This window comes from Mycolicibacter heraklionensis, assembly GCF_001021505.1.
Classification (GTDB): Bacteria; Actinomycetota; Actinomycetes; order Mycobacteriales; family Mycobacteriaceae; genus Mycobacterium; species Mycobacterium heraklionense.
The window spans coordinates 13017-36258 of sequence record NZ_LDPO01000001.1 but is presented as its reverse complement, the minus strand read 5'-3'; the positions used below and the strand labels follow the sequence as shown (position 1 = coordinate 36258).

Genomic DNA, 23242 nt, shown 5'->3' with positions numbered 1-23242 from the left:
TGGGGCGGTCCGATGCCTGCGCCGATCCGGGGCAGGTAGTGAATGCCTGGTCTGGGCGCCTAGTCTCATATCTGGTCAGCACCACGCCGTCGGGAAACGCCCGGGTCTCCATCAGCGTGAGGTTGCCCCAGCTGTCCACGGCCGTAAAGAACGGCGTGCCCCCGCCTACCAAGAACCAGTGCGGTGGCGCGCACGTACTTGTCGATCAGCCCGGCCGGTGTGGCCGCTCCGGCAAGTTCGGCGCCGCCGATGTCCATGGGCCACCGTCGGCGGCCTTGAGCCGGGTGATCTCGGCGACCGCAACGCCGGTGACAAGGCGGGTGTCCAGTCGATCGTGCTGGCGTAGAGGAGAACACCACCGTCGGCATGCCCCCAACGGCGGGCGAGCGGACACCCATATGACCACGCCTGAGGCCGGCGTCGTGCGGACCTGCGGAGTCTCACTGCCGTCGCGCCGGGAACGCTCCAGACGCGGCCAGGTGCTCGGCAGTCTCCTTCTCGAACCTGACTTTATGGTGCTGGGCTACGCGGCGTTCCACTATGCCACGACTCAAACGCTTTGCGGATCGCCTTCTCGCCCCGCACCCGCATCAATTCCTGGTGCAATGGGGGTGAATCGGTCACTGCAACGATGACCACTGAAGCCTTGTCAGCCCGCCTGTCCGGATGGGAGGCAAAGGTCCGCACCTTCCAACCGAGCCTGCGCCCCGCCTGCCGACCGAGTGCCCGTAGCCGGTCGATCGCCTCACGATCGTCGCCGGGCAGCGTGGCGGTGTATTGGCCGTCGGAGCGCAGGGCCGTAATGATGCGATCGACTATTTGCGAATCAGGAATAGCAGTCATCCGGTCAACTCCCGGTCTCATCGGGGGCTAACGACTCACCGGTGGACTCAGGATCGCCTACGGGCTCGGCGAGCAACGCCTGCAGCACGATTTCCAAGTGCGGAAGTTTGTCGGTCAGTAGCTGCCAGACCAGGGTGGCATCGACGTTCGCGTACCCGTGGATCAGGATGTTCCGGAAGGCCACGATGCGCGGTAGCTCCGGAACCTGCTCGGCCAGGACCGCGTCGCGTTTCGAAAGTTGACTCAATGCCTCACCAACAACCTCGAATTGCCGTTCGACGGCTGAGCGCAGCAAGACGTCGTCCTGGTAGTCCTCGAACGTCTTTCCGCCGGCGAACTGACGCAGTAGTGCCGAGGCATGCAGCGCATCCCAAAGATATTTTCGAGGATCAGGCGGCATAGATCAGTTCGCGCGTCTGCATGACGTCGTGCCTGAAGTAGGGGTTCGCCAATCCTGACGGTGTCACCACGTCAACTGGCCGTCCGATGATTTCTTCAAGTCCCTCTTTGAGCGCGAAGAACTTGTCGAAATCCGGTCCCTCTCCGAACTCCACGAGGACGTCGACATCACTCGTGTTGACGTCAAAGGAGTCACTGACAGCGGAACCGAACACGTCCAGGCGGCGCACCGACAGGTCGCGGCACAAGGCTTGAATCTGCTGTCGCTTCGACTCGACCAGTTCGTGCATCACTGTCACCTCCACCTGCGTATTCTGCCCTACCGGTAGCGCCAATGAGATCAATGCGATGGTGCGGGTAAGTCGGCGAGTTAGCTTTTTCGAACTGGAACCGCCCGAATGTGTCGACGTTGGTCGGCAACCCGGTTGTCGTGCGTCAGATTCGTACGCAGGCCCTCCGGGTCCTCCGGCGGGAGCTTGAAATCGAATGGGCTGGTGCTGTTGAACGCGAGTCCGGCCGCAATAGGCTGAATAGATGCGCATCCATCCCGAGGTCGCCGATGCGTTGGCCACCGGCCGGGCCGTGGTGGCGCTGGAGAGCACCATCATCAGCCACGGTCTGCCGCGTCCGGACAATCTGCGCATCGCCCGCGCCATCGAGAACGCGGTGCGCGCCGGCGGAGCGGTCCCCGCCACCATCGCGATCATCGACGGCCAGCCGCACATCGGCCTCGACGACGAAGCGCTGCACCGCATTGCCACTGGTGGCACGGCGATCAAAGTCAGTGTCCGCGAGATCGCGATGCTGGCCGCGGTGGGCGGCGACGGTGCGACCACGGTCGCGTCGACTGCGCATCTGGCGGCGGCCGCCGGGATCACGGTGTTCGCGACCGGTGGGCTGGGCGGCGTGCACCGCGGCGCGCGGGACAGTTACGACGAGTCCGCGGACCTGACCACGTTGTCGCGTACCCCGGTGCTGGTGGTGTGTTCGGGCGTCAAGTCGATTCTGGACATCGGCGCGACGTTGGAGCGGTTGGAGACGCTGTCGGTGGGGGTGATCGGCTACCGCACCGACCGCTTCCCGGCCTTCTATCTCACCGACTCCGGACACCCGCTCGACTGGTGGGTCCAGACCCCGAAGCAGGCCGCCGCGGTGCTGCGGGCCCGCGCCCGGCTGGGCACCGACGGCTACGGCCTGGTGCTGGCCAACCCGATCCCCGCCGACGCCGAGCTGGACCGCGAGCTGCATGACCGAGTGCTGGCCGACGGGCTGGCCGCCGCCGAGGCCGCGGACGTACACGGCAAGGACGTCACCCCGTTCTTGCTCGACTACTTCCACCGCGAGACGCACGGCGCCTCGGTGGCCGCCAACGTCGCACTGGTGCTGGCCAATGCGCGGCTGGCCGCCGAGATCGCCGTGGCCTACGCGGGCGGCTGAACGGGCGCGAAAGCCGATCCGGGCGCATTCTGGATTATGGACGCCATCACCGAAGTGCCGGTTCCGGTCAACGCGCCGGTGCACGACTACGCCCCGGATTCTGCCGAGCTCGCTCGGCTGCGCACCGCCCTGACCGCGCTCGCCGACCAACCGCGCGACCTGCCGCACGTCATCGCGGGCCGGCATCGGATGGGCGACGGCGCGCGTATCGACGTCGTCGCGCCGCACCGGCACACCGCCGTGCTGGGCACGCTGACCAACGCCACCCACGCTGAGGCCACCGCCGCGGTCGAAGCCGCCGCCGCGGCCAAGAACGACTGGGCGGCAACCCCGTTCGACGAGCGCGCGGCGATCTTCCTGCGCGCCGCCGACCTGCTGGCCGGACCGTGGCGGGAGACCATCGCCGCCGCGGGCATGCTCGGCCAGTCCAAGACCGCCTATCAGGCCGAGATCGACGCGCCCTGCGAGCTCATCGACTTCTGGCGGTTCAACGTCGCTTTCGCCCGTCAGATCCTGGCGCAGCAACCGCTCAGCAGCCCGGGAGTGTGGAACCGCAGCGACTATCGGCCACTGGACGGGTTCGTCTACGCCATCACCCCGTTCAACTTCTCCTCGATCGCCGGCAATCTGCCGACGGCGCCGGCGCTGCTGGGCAACACGGTGATCTGGAAGCCGTCCGTCACCCAGACCCTGGCCGCCCACCTGACCATGCAGCTGCTGGAGGAGGCTGGGCTGCCGCCGGGGGTGATCAACCTGCTCACCGGCGATGGGTACGCGGTTTCGGAGGTGGCGCTGGCGGATTCGCGGCTGGCCGGAATCCACTTCACCGGCTCGACCGACACGTTCCGCGCGCTGTGGCGTCAGGTGGGCGCCAACATCGACCGGTACGGCAGCTATCCCCGGCTGGTGGGGGAGACCGGCGGCAAGGACTTCGTGGTGGCGCACGCGTCGGCGCGACCGGATGTGTTGCGCACCGCGCTGATTCGCGGCGCCTTCGACTACCAGGGGCAGAAGTGCTCGGCCGCCTCGCGGGCCTATATCCCGTCTTCGCTGTGGCGGCAGTTCGGCGACGACCTGCTGGCCGCCACGGCGGAGCTGCGCTACGGCGACGTCACCGACCTGACCAACTTCGGCGGTGCGCTCATCGACAGGCGGGCGTTCGCCAAGAACGTGCGCGCCATCGAGCGCGCCAAGTCCGCACCGGGTGTCGAGATTGCCGTCGGCGGTGACTACGACGACAGCGTGGGCTATTTCGTGCGGCCCACGGTGCTGCTCTCCGACGATCCGACCGACGAGATGTTCAGCTGCGAATACTTCGGCCCGCTGCTGTCGGTACACGTCTACCCCGACGAGCAATACGAGCAGATCCTCGACCTCGTCGACACCGGATCGCGCTACGCGCTGACCGGGGCGGTCATCGCCGAGGACCGGCGCGCGGTCCGCACGGCGCTGCAACGGCTGCGGTTCGCCGCCGGCAACTTCTACATCAACGACAAGCCGACCGGGGCGGTGGTGGGCCAGCAGCCGTTCGGCGGGTCGCGCAACTCGGGCACCAACGACAAGGCGGGCTCGCCGCTGAACCTGCTGCGCTGGACGTCGGCGCGAACCATCAAAGAGACCTTCGTCCCACCCACCGATCATCGCTACCCGCACATGGCCGCGCCGTGAGCCTGATACCCTGGGGGGTATGAGTAACTACCAGGAAGTCCTCAACGAGCTGAACCCGCAGCACCGCGACCTTCGGCAGCAGATCCCCGGCGTGTACCAGGGATTCGGCGAAATGAGCAAGGCCACGTTCGAATCCGGGGCACTGGAGCGCAAGGTCAAAGAGTTGATGGCCATGGCGATGGGGGTGGTTCAGGGCTGCGACGGATGCATCGCCTCCCACGCACGTGCGGCGGCCCGTGCCGGGGCCACCAAGCAAGAGGCCGCCGAGGCCATCGGCGTCAGCATTCTCATGCACGGCGGTCCGGCCACCATTTACGGGGCCCGTGCCTACACGGCGTTCTGCGAATTCGCCGACGACACGGATTGACGATTCCGTGTCTCGGCGGGCGGGCTAGCGGCCGATCACCCTGGCGATGCACATCTCCGGCTCGACGAACGGCTCCAGCTCCGCGCGGCCGCCGGGAGCGTTCTCGGCGTTGAGCAGCCCACGCAGCAGGCCCCGGTGCATGGCGCAGCTGACCTCCGGGTGCGCCCGCGCCAGGTCGCGAACCGGACACGCGTGCAACAGGATCGTGCGTCGGCTGCCGTCGCCGTCCCCGGCCGCGACGAGTTCCGCGCCGAACCCCATCCGAGCGAAGATTCCCGCGATCCGGTCGGCGCACTCGTCGATACCGGCGTCGGGGGCCGAACCGTTCGGCGTGACGGGCCCCTCAGCGACGGTGTCGTCGGACGTCAAGATCCGGTCGGCCCACCGTTGGCCAGCCCGTTCGGCGCGCTCCTGGCGCTCGGCGGCGGTCTCACCGAGCTCCATCGCCAATATCTCGGCCAGGCTGCGATAGTCCAACCGATCGCGGACAGCCACGTAACCGGTGCGGGGCCGCCCGACGCCGTCTCGTTTGATCCGGGTCCGGGCGACCGTCCCGTCCTCGCACAAGGCGTCGAGGTGGAACCGCACCGTGGTGACGTGCAGGTGCATCCGCTCGGCGAGCTCGGCGGCATCGACTGCACCACTGGCAGCGCCCACCAGCCGCAGCACCCGTTCCCGCTGCTGGTTGCGCGGCAACCGATGACTGCGAGGGGTGCCGCGCCGCTGGCCGGACTGGTCGTGCATGGGAGTTCCTCTCCTTGAGGAGTTGCCCACAAATTTAAGGGAAGTAACTCGTTGATACCACTTGTAGCGGTTGGCCGTCGTTCGGTCGCTCGGCTGGGGGCGCGCCGCGGACCGGGTAACGTCCCCCAGATGCTGCTGACCTCGCTGGCTGCCGACGGCTCCAACGCCTCGGACCTCGCCGATGCGGTGCGTATCGACAACACCGTACTGAGCCGTGCCGAGTTGAGTGCCGCTTCCTCGGCGGTGCTCGAAGATCTTGCCGGCGTGCCGACGGTCGCGGTGTTGGCCGCCCCAACGGCGCAGACCGTGCTGGCGGTCACCGGTTGCCTGCTGGCCGGGATACCGGTGGTGCCGGTCCCCGCCGACGTCGGCGTCGCCGAACGCCAGCACATCCTGAGTGACTCGGGTGCACGGGCCTGGCTGGGGGAGCGGCCCGACGACCTCGCCGGCCTGCCGCACTTCCCGGCCCGCGCCGGATCGTCGCACCAGCCATCCGAACCGCAGGATTCTGGCGACCCCGCGTTGATCATCTACACCTCCGGCACCACCGGCCCGCCCAAAGGTGTGCAGCTGAGCGGGCGGGCGCTGGCCGCGGACCTCGACGCGCTGGCGCAGGCCTGGCAGTGGAGTCCCGACGACGTGCTGGTGCACGGCCTGCCGATGTACCACGTGCACGGGTTGGTTTTGGGTCTGCTGGGCTCGCTGCGGGTCGGCAACCGCTTCGTGCACACCGGCAAGCCGACGCCGGAGGCATACGCAGCCGCACGCGGCACGCTGTATTTCGGAGTGCCCACCGTGTGGTCGCGGGTGGTGGCCGACACGGGCGCCGCCGCAGCCTTGCGGCCCGCACGGCTGCTGGTCTCGGGCAGCGCGGCGCTGCCGGTCCCGGTGTTCGACGCCCTCGTCGGGCAGACCGGTCACGCCCCCATCGAGCGCTACGGCAGCACCGAATCGCTGATTACGCTCAGTACCCGGGTCGATGGTGAGCGCCGCCCGGGCTGGGTGGGTCTGCCGTTGCGCGGGGTGCAGACCAAGCTCGTCGCCGACGACGGTGGCCCGGTGCCGCACGACGGGGCGACGATCGGGCGGCTCGCGGTGCGCGGGCCGACGCTGTTCGACGGGTACCTCAACCGGCCCGACGCCACCGCCGAGGCGTTCGACGCCGACGGGTGGTACCGCACCGGGGATGTGGCGGTGATCGACGCCGACGGCATGCACCGGATCGTCGGCCGCGAGTCGGTCGATCTGATCAAGTCCGGTGGTTTTCGGGTCGGGGCCGGTGAGATCGAGACCGCGTTGCTGGGCCATCCCGCGGTTGCCGAAGTGGCCGTCGTCGGTTTGCCCGACGAAGACCTGGGGCAGCGAATCGTCGCGTTCGTCGTCGCCTCGCCGGACGGTTCTGCGCGGCCGACCGAATTGATCGACTATGTCGCTCAACAACTTTCGGTGCACAAACGGCCGCGCGAGGTACGGATCGTGGATGCCCTGCCGCGCAATGCGATGGGAAAAGTGCTCAAGAAGGCGCTGCTGACGTAGGCTCCGCTTGCGCGAATCGAAACCAGAAGGGTGGCCCCGTGAAGCCTAGGAAGCGATTCAGTCTCGCCGCTGTCACCGTCCTCGCCGGCGCGACGGTCCTACTCGGTGGCTGCTCGGCGGTGGACAAGGTCATCAACAAGGGTGGCGACACCACGTGCGGAGAGTTCAACAGCCACACCGACGAGAAGCAGCGCTCCGAAATCTCCAAGATGCTCAAGGACTCCAAGGGCGGCGAGCCGTCGAATCTGGAGCTGTCGGGAACGCAGGTGGCGGTCAGCGCCTACTGCAAGACGATCGGGAAAGACAGCGACAAGATCAGCAGGGTGATGCTGTAACGCTCATCTCAACTCGCGGCTGCGGTCAGCGCAGGGACCCGCGGGTTCCCAGGACTGCATTGCGCACTCGACTCCGTCGTCGTCGAGTGCGGCGATCGGCAGCGGCGTTTGGTCGCTGCGGTGGCGGATGCCGTCGAGGATGATGGCCACATAGCGCCGCCATAGCTCCGGGTCGATGTTGCCGGCGAACTCGCTCACCGTGCCCGCCAGTAGCGCGAAGATCGGCATGTCCGTCGACGACAGTCCGGGCCGCAGATAGCCGTCGCTTTGCGCTCGCTCGACGAGTCTCTTCGTCAGGGGAACAAGTCGCTCTTGGGCGGTCTTGACTCGATCGCCCCCGTAGGCCTTGCTGAACGCGATCTCCCGCAGCCCTCGGTCCGTCGCGGTGATCTCACACATGTGCTCGACGTACCATACGATCGCCTGCCATGAGTCTGGTTGGCACAGAGCGGTTTCCGCGAGATCTGCGAGCTGGTTCAAGCCGTCTTCGAAGATCGCCTCGAGCAGCTCCTCCTTGCTGGCGAACCTCCGGTAGACGGTGCCCACTCCCACGCCCGCATGGTGTGCGACGTCGTTGAGGTTGGGCTCCAGGCCCTTGCTGGCAAACAGGTCGCGGGCCGCTTCCAGGATGCGCTTCCTGTTGCGCTCGGCGTCCTTGCGCAACGGGCGGTCCGTCGTCTCACTCACGTTCACCTGCCAAGTGTAATGGGCGCAACAGCTAAACCGGATTGACTTAATCCGCTTGTATAGTTAGCTTAGCTACCTGGAGCGGAGACGGCGACCGGCCTGGTCAACGTCGGGGAAGGCAGACGATGAAAAGGCTGATCAGCCGGGTTTGGCTGCCCGCTTTGATCGTGACGGCAGTCGCGGCGGGAGCTCTCACCGTCGCCCAGCTGCGGACCGTGTTCGGTGCGCATCCGGTCGTGGTGACCGACTTGTCCTCGGACAACGCCGAGGACTTCAACCCGAAGTTCGTCACCTACGAGATCTTCGGTTCGGGCACCACGGCCGTCATCAACTACATGGACCTCGAAGGCAAGCCGCAGCGCGTCACGGATGTGGCGCTGCCGTGGACTCTGACTCTGCAGACCACCCTGCCCTCGGTGATGCCCAACATCCTGGCCCAGGGCGACGGCGACAGCATCAGCTGCCGGGTCACCGTCGACGACGAGGTCAAACAGGAAAGGACGGCCACCGGAGTGAATGCCGAGACCTTCTGCTTTGTGAAGGCAGCATGACCGCGCCGACGGACGACGCGCCGACCGTGACCATTCCGGCAGCACGTCACGCCGAGCCCCCGCGGCTACCCCGGTTCATCCGGAAGTTCGCGATACCGATCATTCTGGGCTGGATCGCCCTGGTCGCCCTGCTGAACGTCGTCGTCCCGCAGCTCGAGGAAGTCGGCAAGCTGCGTGCGGTGTCGATGAGCCCCAACGACGCACCGTCGATGATCGCCACCAAGCGGGTCGGAAAGGTGTTCCAGGAGTACGACACTTCCAGCTCGGTGATGATCGTGCTCGAAGGCGACGAGCCGCTGGGCGCGCAGGCGCACGAGTTCTATGACCGCATGGTGCGCGATCTGCGTGCCGACACCGCCCACGTCCAGCACGTCCAAGACTTCTGGGGCGACACGCTCACTGCCAAGGGCGCCCAGAGCGCCGACGGCAAGGCCGCCTACGTGCAGGTCTACATCGCCGGCGACCAGGGTGAGACGCTGGCCAACGAGTCGGTGGACGCGGTGCGCCACATCGCATCCGGCCTCCCCGCTCCCGCCGGTGTGAAGGCCTATGTGACGGGGCCGGCGGCAACAAGCTCCGACCAGAACCACGTCGGCGACAAGAGCATGGAGACCATCGAAATGCTCACCTTCGCCGTCATCACGGTGATGTTGTTGGGCGTGTACCGATCCGTCATCACCACGCTGATCGTGTTGCTGATGGTCGTGTTCGAGCTGTCGGCCTCCCGAGGACTGGTGGCATTCCTGGGATTCCACAACCTGTTCGGTCTGACGACCTTCGCCACCAACATGTTGGTGACGCTGGCCATCGCCGCCTCCACCGACTACGCGATCTTCCTGATCGGCCGATATCAGGAGGCACGCAAAGCCGGTGAGGACCGAGAAGCCGCGTACTACAGCATGTTCCATGGCACCGCGCACGTGGTGTTGGCCTCCGGGCTGACCATCGCCGGGGCGACGTTCTGCCTGCACTTCACCCGGCTGCCGTACTTCCAGACGATGGGCTTCCCGCTGTCGATCGGCATGGTGATCGTGGTCGCCGCGGCATTGACCCTGGGGCCCGCCGTCATCACGGTGTGCAGTCGCTTCGGTCGGGTGCTGGAGCCCAAGCGCGTCACCCGGTCGACCGGGTGGCACCGGGTCGGCACCTCAACCGTTCGCTGGCCCGGGGCGATCCTGGTGGCCGCCGTCGCGGCGGCGCTGATCGGCCTGCTCGCGCTGCCCGGCTACCACACCAGCTACAACGACCGCATCTACCTGCCCGACGACGTCGCCGCGAACGTGGGTTACTCGGCCGCGTTCCGGCACTTCTCCCAGGCGAAGATGAACCCGGACCTGATGATGGTCGAAACCGACCGGGACCTGCGTAACCCGGCCGACTTCCTGGTGATCGACAAGATCGCCAAAGCTCTCAAGAACGTGCACGGCATCGCCCAGGTGCAGACCATCACCCGCCCCGACGGGGACCCGGTCAAACATTCGACGATCCCGTACACCCTCGGCCAGAGCGGCACGGCCCAGCTGATGAACAACGACTACATGCAGACCAACCTGGAGAACCTGCTCAAGCAGGCCGACGATCTGCAGGCCAGCATCGACTCGATGACCGAGATGATGAACATCCAGCAGGACCTGGCCGAGGTGTCGCAGCGGATGGCCGACAAGATGTCCAACACGGCGGTCGACATCGGCGAGATGCGTAACCGCATGGCCGATTTCGACGACTTCTTCCGGGTGTTCCGCAACTACTTCTACTGGGAGCCGCACTGCTTCGACATCCCCATCTGCTGGTCTTTGCGGTCGATCTTCGATGCCCTGGACGGCGTCGACACCATGTCCGCCGACTTCGATGAGATCGTGCCCGACATGCAGCGCATGGCCGAGCTGATGCCGCGGATGGTCGCGGTGATGCCGGCGCAGATCCAGTCGATGAAGAACCAGAAGCAGACGTTGCTCAACCAGTACCAAGTGCAGAAGGCCCAGCAGGACCAGAACATGGCGATGCAGGAGAACTCCACGGCCATGGGCGAGGCTTTCGACGCCGCCAAGAACGACGATTCGTTCTACCTTCCGCCGGAAGCCTTCGACACCGCCGACTTCAAGCGCGGTATCAAGCTGTTCCTGTCGCCGGACGGTCATGCGGTGCGGTTCACCATCATTCACCAGGGCGACCCCTTGACGCCCGAGGGAATATCGCGCATCGAATCGCTCAAGGTCGCCGCGGCCGATGCGATCAAGGGAACGCCGTTCGAGGGGGCCAAGATCTATCTCGGCGGTAGCGCCGCGATGTTCTACGACATGCAGCAGGGCGCCAACTACGACCTGATGATCGTTGCGACGGCCGCGCTGATCCTGATCTTCATCATCATGATGGTCCTGACCCGCGCCGTGGTCGCCGCGACGGTGATCGTCGGCACGGTGGTGCTCAGTCTCGGTTCGGCGTTCGGCCTGTCAGTCCTGCTCTGGCAGCACATCGTCGGCATCCCGCTGCACTGGATGGTGCTGCCGATGTCGGTCATCGTGCTGCTGGCCGTCGGCGCGGATTACAACCTGTTGCTGGTCTCGCGGATCAAGGAGGAGATCCACGCGGGCCTGCACACCGGGCTGATCCGCGCCATGGTCGGCACCGGTGCCGTGGTCACGGCCGCGGGTCTGGTGTTCGCCTTCACCATGGCCTCGATGGCGGTCAGCGCGTTGATCGTGATCGGCCAGGTCGGCACGACCATCGGGCTGGGCCTGCTCTTCGACACCTTGATCGTCCGGTCCCTGATGACGCCGTCGGTCGCCACTCTGCTGGGGCGCTGGTTCTGGTGGCCGCAGATCGTGCGTCCACGGCCGGTTCCGCAGCCCTGGCCGCAACCGATCCAGCGGGAGCCGGAGGAAGTGCTGGTTTAGTTGGCGTGCAGGTCCTCGTTGAGGGCGATGCCCTGACCGTCGCGGGCCACCACCTCGACCGCACCGGTCTGCGAGTTGCGGCGGAACAACAGGTTGTTGCCGCCGGCCAGGTCGCGGGCCTTGGTCGTGGTGCCATCGGGCAGGCTGACCTTGGTTCCCGCGGTGACGTACAGTCCGGCCTCGACCACGCAGTCGTCGCCCAGCGGGATGCCCAGCCCGGCGTTCGCGCCCAGCAGGCAGCGCTTGCCGATCGAAATCACCTGTGTCCCACCGCCGGACAGCGTTCCCATGATCGAAGCGCCGCCGCCGACATCCGAGCCGTCGCCGACCACCACGCCCGCGGAGATGCGGCCCTCGACCATCGAGGCGCCCAGCGTGCCCGCGTTGAAGTTGACGAAGCCTTCGTGCATCACCGTGGTCCCCGACGCCAGGTGCGCGCCGAGGCGCACCCGGTCCGCGTCGGCGATGCGCACTCCGGACGGCAGCACGTAGTCGACCATGCGGGGGAACTTGTCCACGCCGTAAACGGTCACCGGGCCGCGTCGGCGCAACCGGGCACGTGTTGACTCGAAGCCCTCGACGGCGCACGGACCGTAGTTGGTCCACACCACGTTGGTCAGCACGCCGAACAGTCCGCCGGCGTTGAGCCCGTGCGGCACCACCAGCCGGTGCGACAGCAGGTGCAGCCGCAGATAGGCGTCGTAGGCGTCGACGGCGGCGTCGTCCAGTGACCCGATCACGGTGCGCACCGCGACCGTCTCGGTGCCACGGTCGTCGTCACGCCCCAGCAGTGCGGCCAGCTCGGCGGGCACCTCGTCCGCGGTAAGGCGGGTGGTCCCGGGCTGGCCGGAGCCGCCCAACTCCGGTGCGGGAAACCAGGTGTCGAGCACCGATCCGTCTGCGGCCAGCGTCGCTATCCCGACGCCCGAAGCTCCAGTCACGCCGGCCAGGCTACTTTCTTTCGGCGAACAGACGCAAAAGCCCCCTGCGCGCCTCAAAATTGGGCGCTTTCACGTCTGCTCGCCGGGAGATGCGACCCGTTAGGCTGAGCCCGTGCTGGACCTGCGCTCCGACCCGATTGCCCTGACTGCGGCGCTGGTGGACATTCCCAGCGAGTCGCGGCACGAGGCGCGGATCGCCGACGAGGTCGAAGCCGCGCTGCGAGCCCAGACGTCCGGTTTCGAGATCATCCGCGACGGTGACGCGGTGCTGGCCCGCACCCAGCTGGGACGCCCGACCCGGGTGCTGCTGGCCGGGCATCTGGACACCGTCCCGGCGGCCGGCAACCTGCCCAGCCGGCGCACCACCACCGGCGAGGAGGGCGACGTGCTGCACGGATGCGGCACCGTCGACATGAAGGGCGGGGTCGCCGTCTTCCTGCACCTGGCGGCCACCGTCGTCGAGCCCGCACACGACCTGACCTGCGTGTTCTACGACTGCGAGGAGATCGAGGCGGCCGCCAACGGGCTGGGCCGCATCGAACGCAACCTGCCGGACTGGCTGACGGCCGACGTCGCCGTCCTCGGTGAGCCCACCGGCGGCTACATCGAGGCCGGCTGTCAGGGCACGCTGCGGGTGGTGATCAGCGCGGCGGGCACCCGGGCGCATTCGGCGCGCTCCTGGCTGGGCGACAACGCCATCCACAAACTGGGGGCGGTGCTGAACCGACTGGCCGCCTACCAGCCGCGCAGCATCGACATCGACGGCTGTGTCTACCGCGAGGGATTGTCGGCGGTGCGCATCGACGGCGGGGTCGCCGGCAACGTCATCCCCGATGCCGCGAGCGTGACCGTGAACTTCCGCTTCGCCCCGGACCGCACGCCCCATGAGGCGCTGACCCATGTGCAGGAGGTGTTCGACGGCCTGCACGTCGTGATCGAGCAGACCGACTCCGCCGCCGGCGCCCTGCCGGGGCTTGCCGCGCCCGCCGCGGCAGCGCTGGTGGCTGCTGCCGGAGGCCGGGTACGGGCCAAGTACGGCTGGACCGACGTGTCCCGGTTCGCCGCCCGCGGCATCCCCGCGGTCAACTACGGGCCGGGCGATCCCAACCTGGCTCACAAGGTCGACGAGCGGGTGCCGGTAGAGCAGATCAGCACGGTGGCCGAGCTGCTGCGCGGGTTCCTCAGCTCCTAGCCAGCGCCAGCGCGGTCCGGCCGAACGCGCAGTCGATCTCGTCGCACAGCCGGCTCAGCGGATCGACGGCCCGGGCATCGCCGAGCTGGGCGGCCACGTACCAGGCCTGCAGCGCCACCGCCGACTGTCCGGTGCGCTCGGCCATCCGGGCGGCGTCTCGGGCCGCGGCGACCGCGCCGTGCTGATCGCGCATGCCGGCCCGCTGCCAGGCGCGCGCCATACCCAACTCCGGAGCGAACAGTGCCGACTTGGTGCCGTGCCGGGATTCGGCCCGGCTCAACGCCTTTGCCGCACCGGCGATGTCGGACTGGCGGGCCAGTGCGGTGGCCAGCAGCGTCAGTGACAGCGGTCCCCACGAGTAGCCGGTGCGTTCCAGGGTGGCCGCGGCCGGTGCCAGCAGCTTGATGGCGGCGTCGTACTCGTCGGCGGCGATCAGCACCTGCGCCACCAGCACCTCGCCGATCGCCCGGCCGGGCTGGGACAGCTCGGCGAAATCGGTGAACTGCCAGGCCAGCTCGCGCGCCTCGGCGAGCCGGTCGGCCATCAGCAGCGCGGTGATCTCGGCGAGCCCGATGGTGAACCGCAGCACCCCGGGATGTTCGGCGTCCAGCGCTCGGCGTGCCAGCGGGCCGACGTCATCGAAGCGGCCGGACCGCGCCGCGCACAGGGCCGCGGCGCTGCCCGCCCAGGCCACCGCCATGTCGTCGGCGGCCGGGTCGGCCAGTACCGCGGTGGCGGCCTCGACGGCGCGGCCGATGTTGCCGGCATTCATCGCGAAGGTGGCGCCGAGCGCGTCCAGGGTGATGCGTGGCGCCGTCCCGGTCACCCGGCCACGCGTGGCGGCCAGAAAGGCGGTGGCGCGTTCGGGCTCGCCCAGCATGAAGAACTGATTGGCGGCCCGCGGCAGCGCCCAGGCCATCAACTCCGGCTCACTGAGCCCGGCCAGGTCGACCGCCGCCAGTACCGCGTCGGCGTCGCGCCCTCGGCCCTGCCAGCCCAGTGCATGCGCCAGCGCCAGTCGGGCCGACAGGCTGTCCGACCGATCCAGGGCATGACGGGCCAGCCGCTCACCCAGTTGCAGATCGCCCAGCCGCAGCGCCTGCTGGGCGGCGTCCACCACGTCCGCGGCGGGCTGGGGTGCGTCGCTGTCGGCGGCCAGCGCCGCCAGCCTCAGCTGCTCGCCGACGTGTGCGCAGGGCCGGGCCGTCAGCGCCCCGACCACCTCGGTGCGCCGGGCGCGCGCACCGTCGGCGCCCAGCGCGCCGCGGGCCCGCTCGGCGAACAGCGGGTGAGCGGTGTAGACGACGGGGTCCGGTTCGCGGCCACCGCGAGCACGGGTCTCCACCGCGCCCAGTTCCTCGGCCTGGCGGACCGCGTCGGCGCTGGTGAGGCCGATCAGGTCGACCAGCGCCAGCGGTTCGAAGACGGCCAGGTAGTCCAGCACCGCACGCGCGTCGGCCGGCAAGCCCGCCACGAAGGCGTCCACGTCACGGCCGGCCTCGCCCGCCTCGTCGGAGGCGGTGATGTCGATGCGGGACAGCAGGTCGTCGCCCCATAGCGCGGTGATCGGCGGCGGTGGCGCGGGGGCGCAGTCGGCGCGGCCGGTGACGATCACTCGGGCCGTCCCGGTCAGCGCCAGCTGGTAGACCAGCGTCGCCGACAAGATGTCGAGCAGGTGGGCGTCGTCGACCACCAGCAGCAGATCGCCCGTCGCCTCGACCAACGACGCCCGCGCCGCCCTCAGCAGTGCGGCGGGTTTGCCGATGTCGGCCACCCGGACCAGATGGCTGACGGCGCCGAACGGCACGTCTCGCTCGGCGGGGGTGCCGATCACCCAGCGCACCCGCGTGCCGGGGTGGCGGTCGGCGTGGTCTTCGGCGGCCAACCGGGCCAGGGTGGACTTGCCGCACCCGTCGGGACCGAGCACCACCGCGCCGGCCCGGGGCCCGTCGGCGTCGAGCGCCGCGGTCAGCTGACCCAACGCCGCCGAATGTTCGGGGACGTTCCACCGGATCGGCATCGCCGAGAGTTTACGGTCTGAGCCAACGGCCCGATAGCCTTTCGGTCGTGCGGTGCAGCGAATGGGCGGTCTGTGTCTACTGCGCGTCCGGTCCCAGCGATCCGGCGCTGTTGGCGCTGGCCGCCAAGGTCGGTGCGGCGATCGCCGAGCGGGGCTGGACGTTGGTGTGGGGAGGCGGCAACGTCTCGGCGATGGGCGCGCTCGCCGTGGCCGCCCGGGAGCGCGGCGGGCATACCGTCGGGGTGATCCCCAAAGCGCTGCTGCATCGCGAGGTGGCCGATGTCGACGCCGACGAGCTGATCGTCACCGACACCATGCGCGAGCGAAAGCAGGTGATGGACGACCGCGCCGACGCATTCCTGACCCTGCCCGGCGGCATCGGCACGCTGGAAGAGCTGTTCGAAACCTGGACCGCGGGGTATCTGGGTATGCACGACAAAGAGGTGGTGCTGCTGGATCCCGACGGCCACTACGAGGCGCTGTGGACGTGGCTGTCCGGGCTGATCGAGACCGGGTACGTGTCCCGGCGTGCGATGGACCGCCTGCTGGTGTTCGACGACATGGAGGCGGCGCTGGACGCCTGTTCACCCGGTACCGCCGGTACCGATTAAGCTCGCGTGGCCACCGACTTCAGCGAAATGAGGCGATAACGTGTCCGACCACGACTCCGGCACCGTCACCCAGGTGGGCCTGGTCGATGTTCTCGCCCGTGCGCCCCGCCTGGTGGCCGACGGGCCGACCATCCTGCGTGGGCTGTGGACCGGTCTGCGGGCCCGCCCCACCTCCAAGGCCTCGATCGGCAAGGTCTTTCAGGACTGCGCGGCCCGCTTCAGCGACCGGGTCTTCATCCGGTTCGGCGAGCAGCAACTGACCTACCGCGAAGCCAACGAGACCGTCAACCGCTACGCCGCCGTGCTGGCCGCCCGCGGCGTCGGTCACGGCGACGTCGTCGGGATCATGCTGCGTAACTCTCCGGACGCGGTGTTGATGATGCTGGCCATCGCCAAATGCGGCGGCGTCGCCGGCATGCTCAACTATCACCAGCGCGGTGACGTGCTGGCCCACAGCCTGGGTGTGCTGGGCTCCACCCTGCTGGTCGCGGAGTCCGACCTGGTCGATGTCGTCAAGGACTGCGGTTCCCCCGACGTGCCGATGACCATCGAGGAGTTCCACCGGCTGGCCGCGACGGCACCGGCCGGCAACCCCGCGTCGGTCAACGCGGTACTGGCCAAGGACACCGCGTTCTACATCTTCACCTCCGGCACCACCGGCTACCCCAAGGCCAGCGTGATGACGCACTACCGGTGGCTGCGTGCGCTGGCGACATTCGGGGGCATCGGGCTGCGGCTGCGCGGCACCGACACGCTGTACTGCTGCCTGCCGCTGTATCACAACAATGCGCTGACGGTGGCGGTCTCGTCGGTGCTCAACGCCGGTGCCACGCTGGCGCTGGGCCGCTCATTCTCGGCCTCCCGGTTCTGGGACGAGGTGATCGCCGCCGACGCCACCGCGTTCGTCTACATCGGCGAGCTCTGCCGGTACCTGCTCAACCAGCCCGCCAAGGCAACCGATCGTGCGCACAAGGTGCGGGTGATCGCCGGCAACGGTCTGCGGCCCGAGATCTGGGACGAGTTCACTCACCGGTTCGGCATCAAGCGGGTCTGCGAGTTCTACGCCGCCAGCGAGAGCAACAGCGCCTTTCTCAACGTGTTCAACGTGCCGCGCAGCACCGGCGTCTATCCGCTGCCGTTGGCCTACGTGCGGTACGACCCCGACACCGGCCTGCCACTGCGCGGCGAGGACGGCTGGGTGCAGCGGGTGCCCGCGGGTCAGCCCGGGCTGTTGTTGAGCCCGGTGAACCGGTTCTCGCCGTTCGACGGTTACACCGACCCGGAGGCCAACGAGAAGAAGCTGGTGCGCAACGCCTTCCGTGACGGCGACTGCTGGTTCAACACCGGTGACCTGATGCGTCCCCAGGGCATGGGGCACGCCGCGTTCGTCGACCGCCTCGGGGACACCTTCCGGTGGAAGGGCGAGAACGTCGCCACCACGCAGGTCGAGGCCGCGCTGACTGCCGACGAGTCGGTCGAGGAGTGCGCCGTCTACGGGGTGGAGGTGCCCGGTACCGGAGGCCGTGCCGGGATGGCCGCGATCAAACTGCGTGACGGCGCGACGTTCGACGGGGCGGGGTTGGCCGCCGTGGTCTCGGACCAGCTGCCCTCCTACGCGGTGCCGCTGTTCGTGCGGGTGGTGCCGTCGATGGCCCACACCAGCACCTTCAAGAGTCGCAAGGTGGAGCTTCGCGAGCAGGGCTACGGCGGTGACGGTGCCGTCATCGAGGACCCGCTGTACGTGCTGGCCGGCCGCGGCGAGGGCTACGTGCCCTACTACGCCGACTACCCCGGCGAGGTGGCCGCCGGTAAGCGTCCGCAGGGCTGAGGCCGCGGGCGGTTTCCCAGCTAACCCGGCTACGGAGTGGCACCGGCATCGGTTTCGCGCAGGCTCGCCCGCTCGACGCTGAGCAGGCTCGCCGTCTCATGTGCTTGTCGGTAGGCCCTGGCGCCGCCGTTCAATCCGAACAGTCGTTTGCTCCAGAGCAGCCAGATCACCGCAGCGACATTGATCAGCAGGGCGACAGCACGAAGAACCGTGATCTTCTCGGTCAGCTCGTAGATCTCCAGGGGGAGAAAGACACCGGTCGCGACCACTGCGAAGTACTCGCCCCACCGTTGCATCAGCCACAGTCCGACCGCCTCGACAAGCTCGATCGCCGCATAGGCCGCCAGCCCCACGGCGATCCACAGCAGCGTCGACGACGACAGGGCGAACGCCTCGGCGATGTGCCGGATGATCTTCGAGTTATCCGGATCCCAACCGATCTGATCTGCCAACGGTCGCAGCAACGGCACGTCTCGCTCAAAGGCGTCGTGCAGGCGTTCGCGTGATCCCCTGACCTTGAACACCCCGGCAGCCACCAACATGAAAATCACGCAGCGAGTAGCGCGTTCCACCGCGAGTGCTCGCATCAGGATCCGGTCGCGCAGCATCGGGCCACGGGGAATCTCCGGCGCGGTGTCGGCTGGGCCGGTGCCGCGGGGCGGCCCCACCACGAAGGTCTCGCAGCGCAAACACCGCCATGCCTCGCCCACGGGTGTATCGGCCCGCAGTCGCGTCCGAAGTTCCGGCTCATCGGGAGCGAACGTCGCGTGCCCACGAACTCCGCACGAGCAGAGAGCAAAATCCACCATGAGAGCACGGTAGTGTCCTGGGGCTCGTAGGCCACCAGGCACCATGGAGCAGTGCAGTCCCACTTCTGCGGCCGTCCGGTGGCGGCGGATCGAGCGCTGATCATGGCGATCGTCAACCGCACCCCGGACTCGTTCTACGACGCGGGCGCCACGTTCGCCGACGAGGCGGCCAAGTCCGCCGTGCACCGCGCCGTCGCCGACGGTGCCGACGTGATCGACGTCGGTGGGGTCAAGGCCGGGCCGGGAGAGACCGTCGATGCCGACACCGAGACCGCCCGGGTGGTCCCGTTCATCGAGTGGCTGCGCGGCGCCTACCCCGAGCAGCTGATCAGCGTCGACACCTGGCGCGCGGAGGTGGCCAAACGTGCCTGCGCGGCCGGTGCCGACCTGATCAACGACACTTGGGGCGGGGTCGACCCGGAGCTGCCGGCGGTGGCCGCCGAGTTCGGGGCCGGGCTGGTCTGCTCGCACACCGGAGGCGCCAAGCCGCGCACCCGCCCGTTCCGGGTGAGCTACGGCACCAGCGTCGACGGGGTGGTGAAAGCGGTGATCGGCGAGGTCACCGCGGCCGCGGAGCGTGCAGTGGCGGCTGGGGTGTCGCGGGAGCGGGTGCTGATCGATCCCACCCATGATTTCGGCAAGAACACCTTCCACGGGCTAGCGTTGTTGCGACACACGGAGGACTTGGTCGGTACCGGATGGCCGGTGCTGATGGCGCTCTCCAACAAAGACTTCATCGGGGAGACTCTTGGAGTGGGTCTCACCGAACGACTGGACGGAACATTGGCGGCCACCGCGTTGGCGGCGGCCGCCGGAGCCCGGATGTTTCGGGTTCACGAGGTCGGGCCGACCCGGCGCGTACTGGAGATGGTGGCATCGATCCAGGGCGTGCGGGCCCCGACCCGCACAGTTAGGGGATTGGCATGACCGAGCTGGTCTCGGCGCCGGGCGACACCCGGCTGTCCGGGCGCACCTGGACCCGGCCGCAGTGGACGGTGGCCGAGCTGCTGGCGGCCAAGGCCAACACCGGTCGCAGCATCTCGGTGGTGCTGCCCGCGCTGAACGAGCAGGCGACCATCGAATCGGTCATCGACAGCATCACGCCCCTGGTCGACAACCTGGTCGACGAACTGATCGTGCTGGACTCCGGCTCCACCGACGACACCGAGATCCGGTCCATCGCCGCCGGCGCCCGCGTCGTCAGCCGCGAACAGGCGGTTCCGGAGGTTCCAACGCAGCCCGGTAAGGGCGAAGCCCTGTGGCGGTCGCTGGCGGCCACCAGCGGCGACATCGTGGTGTTCGTCGACTCCGACCTGATCGACCCCGACCCGATGTTCGTGCCGAACCTGGTCGGGCCGCTGCTGACCAGTGACGGCGTCCACCTGGTCAAGGGCTTCTACCGGCGCCCGTTGAAGGTCAACGGCACCGAGGAACCCACCGGTGGCGGCCGGGTCACCGAGCTGGTGGCCCGACCGCTGTTGACCGCGCTGCGGCCCGACCTGGGCGCGGTGCTGCAGCCGTTGGGCGGTGAGTACGCCGGCAGTCGTGAGCTGTTGGCGTCGGTGCCGTTCGCGCCCGGCTACGGGGTGGAGATCGGGCTGTTGATCGACACCTACGACCGGCTGGGTCTGGAGGCGATCGCCCAGGTCAACCTGGGGGTACGGGCCCACCGCAACCGCCCGCTGGCCGAGTTGGCCGTGATGAGCCGCCAAGTCGTCGCCACGTTGCTGTCGCGGTGCGGTGTCCCGGATTCCGGGGTGGGCCTGACCCAGTTCTTCGCGGACGGTGACGAGTATCTGCCACGTACCACGCCGTTGTCGTTGGTCGACCGGCCGCCGATGAACACCTTGCGCCAGCGTTGACCCCTGGCGATCGCCAGCGCTGATCCAGTCGGCACCGCCCCCCGTGTCGGTGCAATGAGGCACTATCGATGCCGTGACACTGGTGTTGCTGTACCTCGTTGTGCTCGTGCTCACCGCGTTGCTGCTGTTCGGGGTGGCCAGCACGCTGTTCGGCCGGGGCGAGCAGCTGCCGCCGCTGCCGCGGGCGACGACGGCGACCATGCTGCCCGCCTCCGGCGTCACGGGCGCCGATGTCGACGCGGTCAAGTTCTCCCAGGTGCTGCGCGGCTACAACACCGGTGAGGTCGACTGGGTGCTGGAGCGCCTCGGCGCCGAGCTTGACCAGCTCCGCGGCCAGCTTGCCGCGGCGCAGGCGGCCGCCGCGACCGAGGCGGAGTCCCGTTGAGCAGCGCACCCGACGACGGCCAGATCCGGTGCGGCTGGGTCAACAACGGCTCGGTGCTCTACCGCGACTACCACGACCAGGAGTGGGGCCGTCCGGTGCGGGACCGGGCGGCGCTGTTCGAGCGGGTCAGCCTGGAAGCCTTCCAGAGCGGACTGTCGTGGCTGGTGATTCTGCGCAAGCGGGAGAACTTCCGGCGCGCGTTCGCCGATTTCGACGTCGAGACCGTCGCCGGCTTCACCGACGCCGACGTGGCCCGGCTGATGGACGATCCCGGCATCGTGCGCAACCGAGCCAAGATCGAGGCGACGATCGCCAACGCCCGGGCGACCATTGCCCTGGGTTCCACCGATTTGGCGGACCTGTTGTGGTCATTCGCCCCGCCGCCACGTCCGCGCCCGGTGGACCTGTCGGCAATACCCGCCGTCACGCCGGAATCGACGGCGATGGCGCGCGAATTGAAGCGTCGCGGGTTCCGATTCGTGGGACCCACGACCGCGTATGCGTTGATGCAGGCCACAGGCATGGTTGACGACCACATCCAAGCATGTTGGGTGCCGCCGGCAACTGCCTAGATCCACTAAAATGCGACCTGGAATCGGGTCTTGTGCACGCGCCGTCGCCGATAGGGGAGAATGGCGGAGTGAATTTGCAGTTCGAAGCCGGACGCTGCGACTGCCGAGCACACCCGGCGCAGATCATGGGCACGGCCTGCGGGCTGGTACCTGGAGGGAGCACTCGATGGCGGCGATGAAGCCCCGGACCGGTGACGGTCCGTTGGAAGCGACCAAAGAGGGGCGCGGCATCGTGATGCGGGTACCACTTGAGGGTGGTGGACGGCTGGTCGTCGAGTTGACTCCCGACGAGGCCGCTGCGCTCGGCGACGAACTCAAAGCCGTCACCAGCTAAGACGGGTCGGTCTGGCTAGCGGCCCGCCTGCCGGTAGACGGCCAGGGTCTGCTCGGCCACTCGCGCCCAGGAGAACACCTCCTCGCAGCGGCGCCTCCCGGCGTCGCCGTAACGCTGCGCACGGGCCGGGTCGGTGATCAACGCGTTGACCGCTTCGGCGAGTTCGGCGTGGTAGCCGTCCGGATCGGTGCCGTCGTAGTGGACCAGGGTGCCGGTCACGCCGTCGGTGATCACCTCCGGGATACCGCCGACGTCGGAGGCCACCACGGCGGTGCCGCAGGCCATCGCCTCCAGATTGACGATGCCCAGCGGCTCGTAGACCGACGGGCATACAAAAACCGTTGCCGCCGAGAGTAATTCGCGGATCTGTCGGGCGGGCAGGGTCTCCTGAATCCAGAACACCCCGCTGCGGGCGGCGGCCAGATCGGCCACCGCGGCACTGACCTCATCGGCGATCTCCGGTGTGTCAGGGGCGCCCGCGCACAACACCAGTTGCACATCAGGGTGGAACTGGTGGGCGGCGGCCACCAGATGGGCCACCCCCTTTTGGCGGGTGATCCTCCCGACGAAGGCCACCATCGGCCGGTCCGGGTCGACACCGAGTTCGGCCGGCATCGAATCGGCACCGGTGGGCTGCGGACGCCAGACCTCGGTGTCGATGCCGCTGTAGATCACGTGCACGCGGTCGGGTCGCAACTCCGGGTAGACCCGCAGCAGGTCGTCGCGCATGGCCGAGCTGACCGCGATGACCGCGTCTGCGGCCGTCGTCGCCTCCTTTTCGGCCCACGACGACACCCGGTAGCCGCCGCCCAGCTGTTCGGCCTTCCAGGGGCGCAGCGGCTCCAGCGAATGCGCGGTCAGCACATGCGGGATGTCGTACAGCAGCGCCGCCAGCCGGCCGGCCAGCGCGGTGTACCAGGTGTGCGAGTGCGCGACATCGGCCGAGCTGACGGCGTCGACCATCGTCAGGTCGGCCGACAGCGTCCCGAGCGCCGGATTGGCGTCCCGCAGCGCCGGATCGGGCTGATGCGCGTGTGCACCCGGCCGCGGCGCGCCCATGCAGTGCACGTCGACGTGACACAACCGCCGCAGCGCTTCGACCAGGTTGGTGACATGGACACCCGCACCGCCATAGATCTCCGGGGGGTATTCCCGAGTCAGCATCGCCACCCGCATAACCGGCACGGTAGCGGTCGCAGATCGGCGGCCACGCAGCGGATCGACCGG

Annotated in this window: 23 protein-coding genes; 15 read left to right on the top strand and 8 right to left on the bottom strand. The window is 68.4% G+C overall.

Going from position 1 to position 23242, the window contains the following annotated elements; genetic code table 11:
• Positions 1-847: 847 nt before the first annotated feature.
• Complete coding sequence (locus ABW16_RS00175) at positions 848-1243, bottom strand: HepT-like ribonuclease domain-containing protein (protein ID WP_047317129.1); 396 nt, start codon at positions 1241-1243, stop codon at positions 848-850.
• Entirely contained in the window at positions 1233-1532 is a 300-nt protein-coding gene (locus tag ABW16_RS00170) for a nucleotidyltransferase family protein (protein WP_047317623.1), read from the bottom strand. The genes ABW16_RS00175 and ABW16_RS00170 overlap by 11 nt, the downstream gene beginning before the upstream one ends.
• A 244-nt stretch (positions 1533-1776) precedes the next feature.
• Between ABW16_RS00170 and ABW16_RS00165 the strand changes: the two genes are divergently transcribed.
• The 3 genes from ABW16_RS00165 to ABW16_RS00155 are packed head-to-tail and all read left to right on the top strand — an operon-like array spanning position 1777 to position 4714.
• Positions 1777-2679 carry a pseudouridine-5'-phosphate glycosidase gene (locus ABW16_RS00165; protein WP_047317128.1) on the top strand — a complete coding sequence of 301 codons (903 nt, stop codon included), beginning with the start codon at positions 1777-1779 and terminating at the stop codon, positions 2677-2679.
• Positions 2680-2715: 36 nt separating this feature from the next.
• The gene (gene pruA / locus ABW16_RS00160) at positions 2716-4347 is read left to right on the top strand and encodes an L-glutamate gamma-semialdehyde dehydrogenase (protein WP_047317127.1); all 1632 of its coding nucleotides are present in this window, start codon (positions 2716-2718) and stop codon (positions 4345-4347) included.
• Between the two features lie 19 nt (positions 4348-4366).
• A complete protein-coding gene (locus tag ABW16_RS00155) occupies positions 4367-4714 on the top strand; it encodes a carboxymuconolactone decarboxylase family protein (RefSeq protein WP_047317126.1) in 348 nt (115 codons plus the stop codon).
• Between the two features lie 24 nt (positions 4715-4738).
• Here ABW16_RS00155 and ABW16_RS00150 read toward each other — a convergent pair whose 3' ends face one another.
• Positions 4739-5458 (bottom strand): helix-turn-helix transcriptional regulator, encoded by a 720-nt coding sequence (locus ABW16_RS00150; RefSeq protein WP_047317125.1) that lies wholly within the window; start codon positions 5456-5458, stop codon positions 4739-4741.
• 129 nt (positions 5459-5587) lie between these two features.
• On the opposite strand from ABW16_RS00150, the gene ABW16_RS00145 reads away from it, so the two are divergent.
• Positions 5588-6994 (top strand): acyl-CoA synthetase, encoded by a 1407-nt coding sequence (locus ABW16_RS00145; protein WP_047317124.1) that lies wholly within the window; start codon positions 5588-5590, stop codon positions 6992-6994.
• Between the two features lie 38 nt (positions 6995-7032).
• Positions 7033-7329: a hypothetical protein gene (locus ABW16_RS00140; protein WP_047317123.1), complete on the top strand. Its 297-nt coding sequence runs from the start codon at positions 7033-7035 to the stop codon at positions 7327-7329.
• A 3-nt stretch (positions 7330-7332) separates the two neighbouring features.
• Here the strand turns inward: ABW16_RS00140 and ABW16_RS00135 are convergent, their stop codons facing one another.
• On the bottom strand, positions 7333-8022 hold the full coding sequence (locus tag ABW16_RS00135) for a TetR/AcrR family transcriptional regulator (protein WP_047317122.1): 690 nt from the start codon (positions 8020-8022) through the stop codon (positions 7333-7335).
• Positions 8023-8141: 119 nt separating this feature from the next.
• On the opposite strand from ABW16_RS00135, the gene ABW16_RS00130 reads away from it, so the two are divergent.
• Both ABW16_RS00130 and ABW16_RS00125 read left to right on the top strand, forming a co-directional pair.
• Positions 8142-8567: an MmpS family transport accessory protein gene (locus tag ABW16_RS00130; RefSeq protein ID WP_047317121.1), complete on the top strand. Its 426-nt coding sequence runs from the start codon at positions 8142-8144 to the stop codon at positions 8565-8567.
• Positions 8564-11461: an MMPL/RND family transporter gene (locus ABW16_RS00125; RefSeq protein WP_047317120.1), complete on the top strand. Its 2898-nt coding sequence runs from the start codon at positions 8564-8566 to the stop codon at positions 11459-11461. Before ABW16_RS00130 ends, ABW16_RS00125 begins: the two co-directional genes overlap by 4 nt.
• On the opposite strand, the gene dapD is transcribed toward ABW16_RS00125, so the two are convergent.
• Entirely contained in the window at positions 11458-12411 is a 954-nt protein-coding gene (dapD, locus tag ABW16_RS00120; protein WP_109519449.1) for a 2,3,4,5-tetrahydropyridine-2,6-dicarboxylate N-succinyltransferase, read from the bottom strand. The genes ABW16_RS00125 and dapD overlap by 4 nt on opposite strands.
• A 103-nt stretch (positions 12412-12514) precedes the next feature.
• Between dapD and dapE the strand changes: the two genes are divergently transcribed.
• Complete coding sequence (dapE, locus tag ABW16_RS00115; protein ID WP_047317118.1) at positions 12515-13594, top strand: succinyl-diaminopimelate desuccinylase; 1080 nt, start codon at positions 12515-12517, stop codon at positions 13592-13594.
• Here dapE and ABW16_RS00110 read toward each other — a convergent pair.
• Entirely contained in the window at positions 13584-15614 is a 2031-nt protein-coding gene (locus ABW16_RS00110; RefSeq protein ID WP_047317117.1) for a hypothetical protein, read from the bottom strand. The two genes, dapE and ABW16_RS00110, sit on opposite strands and share 11 nt — an antisense overlap.
• A 47-nt stretch (positions 15615-15661) precedes the next feature.
• On the opposite strand from ABW16_RS00110, the gene ABW16_RS00105 reads away from it, so the two are divergent.
• Positions 15662-16225, top strand: coding sequence for an LOG family protein (locus ABW16_RS00105; RefSeq protein ID WP_047317116.1), 564 nt, complete (start codon positions 15662-15664; stop codon positions 16223-16225).
• 40 nt (positions 16226-16265) lie between these two features.
• On the top strand, positions 16266-18053 hold the full coding sequence (gene fadD6 / locus ABW16_RS00100) for a long-chain-acyl-CoA synthetase FadD6 (RefSeq protein ID WP_047317115.1): 1788 nt from the start codon (positions 16266-16268) through the stop codon (positions 18051-18053).
• Between the two features lie 29 nt (positions 18054-18082).
• Here the strand turns inward: fadD6 and ABW16_RS00095 are convergent, their stop codons facing one another.
• Positions 18083-18862: a DUF2127 domain-containing protein gene (locus ABW16_RS00095; RefSeq protein WP_047317114.1), complete on the bottom strand. Its 780-nt coding sequence runs from the start codon at positions 18860-18862 to the stop codon at positions 18083-18085.
• 102 nt (positions 18863-18964) lie between these two features.
• Here ABW16_RS00095 and folP point away from each other — a divergent pair, with 102 nt between their 5' ends.
• The 5 genes from folP (at position 18965) to ABW16_RS24060 (ending at position 22015) form a co-directional block, all read left to right on the top strand.
• Positions 18965-19789 (top strand): dihydropteroate synthase, encoded by an 825-nt coding sequence (gene folP, locus ABW16_RS00090; protein ID WP_233424682.1) that lies wholly within the window; start codon positions 18965-18967, stop codon positions 19787-19789.
• Positions 19786-20724 (top strand): glucosyl-3-phosphoglycerate synthase, encoded by a 939-nt coding sequence (locus tag ABW16_RS00085; RefSeq protein WP_047317112.1) that lies wholly within the window; start codon positions 19786-19788, stop codon positions 20722-20724. The genes folP and ABW16_RS00085 overlap by 4 nt, the downstream gene beginning before the upstream one ends.
• A gap of 73 nt (positions 20725-20797) precedes the next feature.
• Complete coding sequence (locus ABW16_RS00080; RefSeq protein WP_047317111.1) at positions 20798-21109, top strand: DivIVA domain-containing protein; 312 nt, start codon at positions 20798-20800, stop codon at positions 21107-21109.
• Positions 21106-21681, top strand: a complete 576-nt coding sequence (locus ABW16_RS00075) for a DNA-3-methyladenine glycosylase I (protein WP_047317110.1) — start codon at positions 21106-21108, stop codon at positions 21679-21681. The genes ABW16_RS00080 and ABW16_RS00075 overlap by 4 nt, the downstream gene beginning before the upstream one ends.
• Positions 21682-21847: 166 nt before the next feature.
• Positions 21848-22015: a DUF3117 domain-containing protein gene (locus ABW16_RS24060; RefSeq protein ID WP_003885506.1), complete on the top strand. Its 168-nt coding sequence runs from the start codon at positions 21848-21850 to the stop codon at positions 22013-22015.
• 15 nt (positions 22016-22030) lie between these two features.
• Here the strand turns inward: ABW16_RS24060 and glgA are convergent, their stop codons facing one another.
• Positions 22031-23191: a glycogen synthase gene (gene glgA / locus ABW16_RS00070; protein ID WP_047317109.1), complete on the bottom strand. Its 1161-nt coding sequence runs from the start codon at positions 23189-23191 to the stop codon at positions 22031-22033.
• Positions 23192-23242 lie beyond the last annotated feature (51 nt).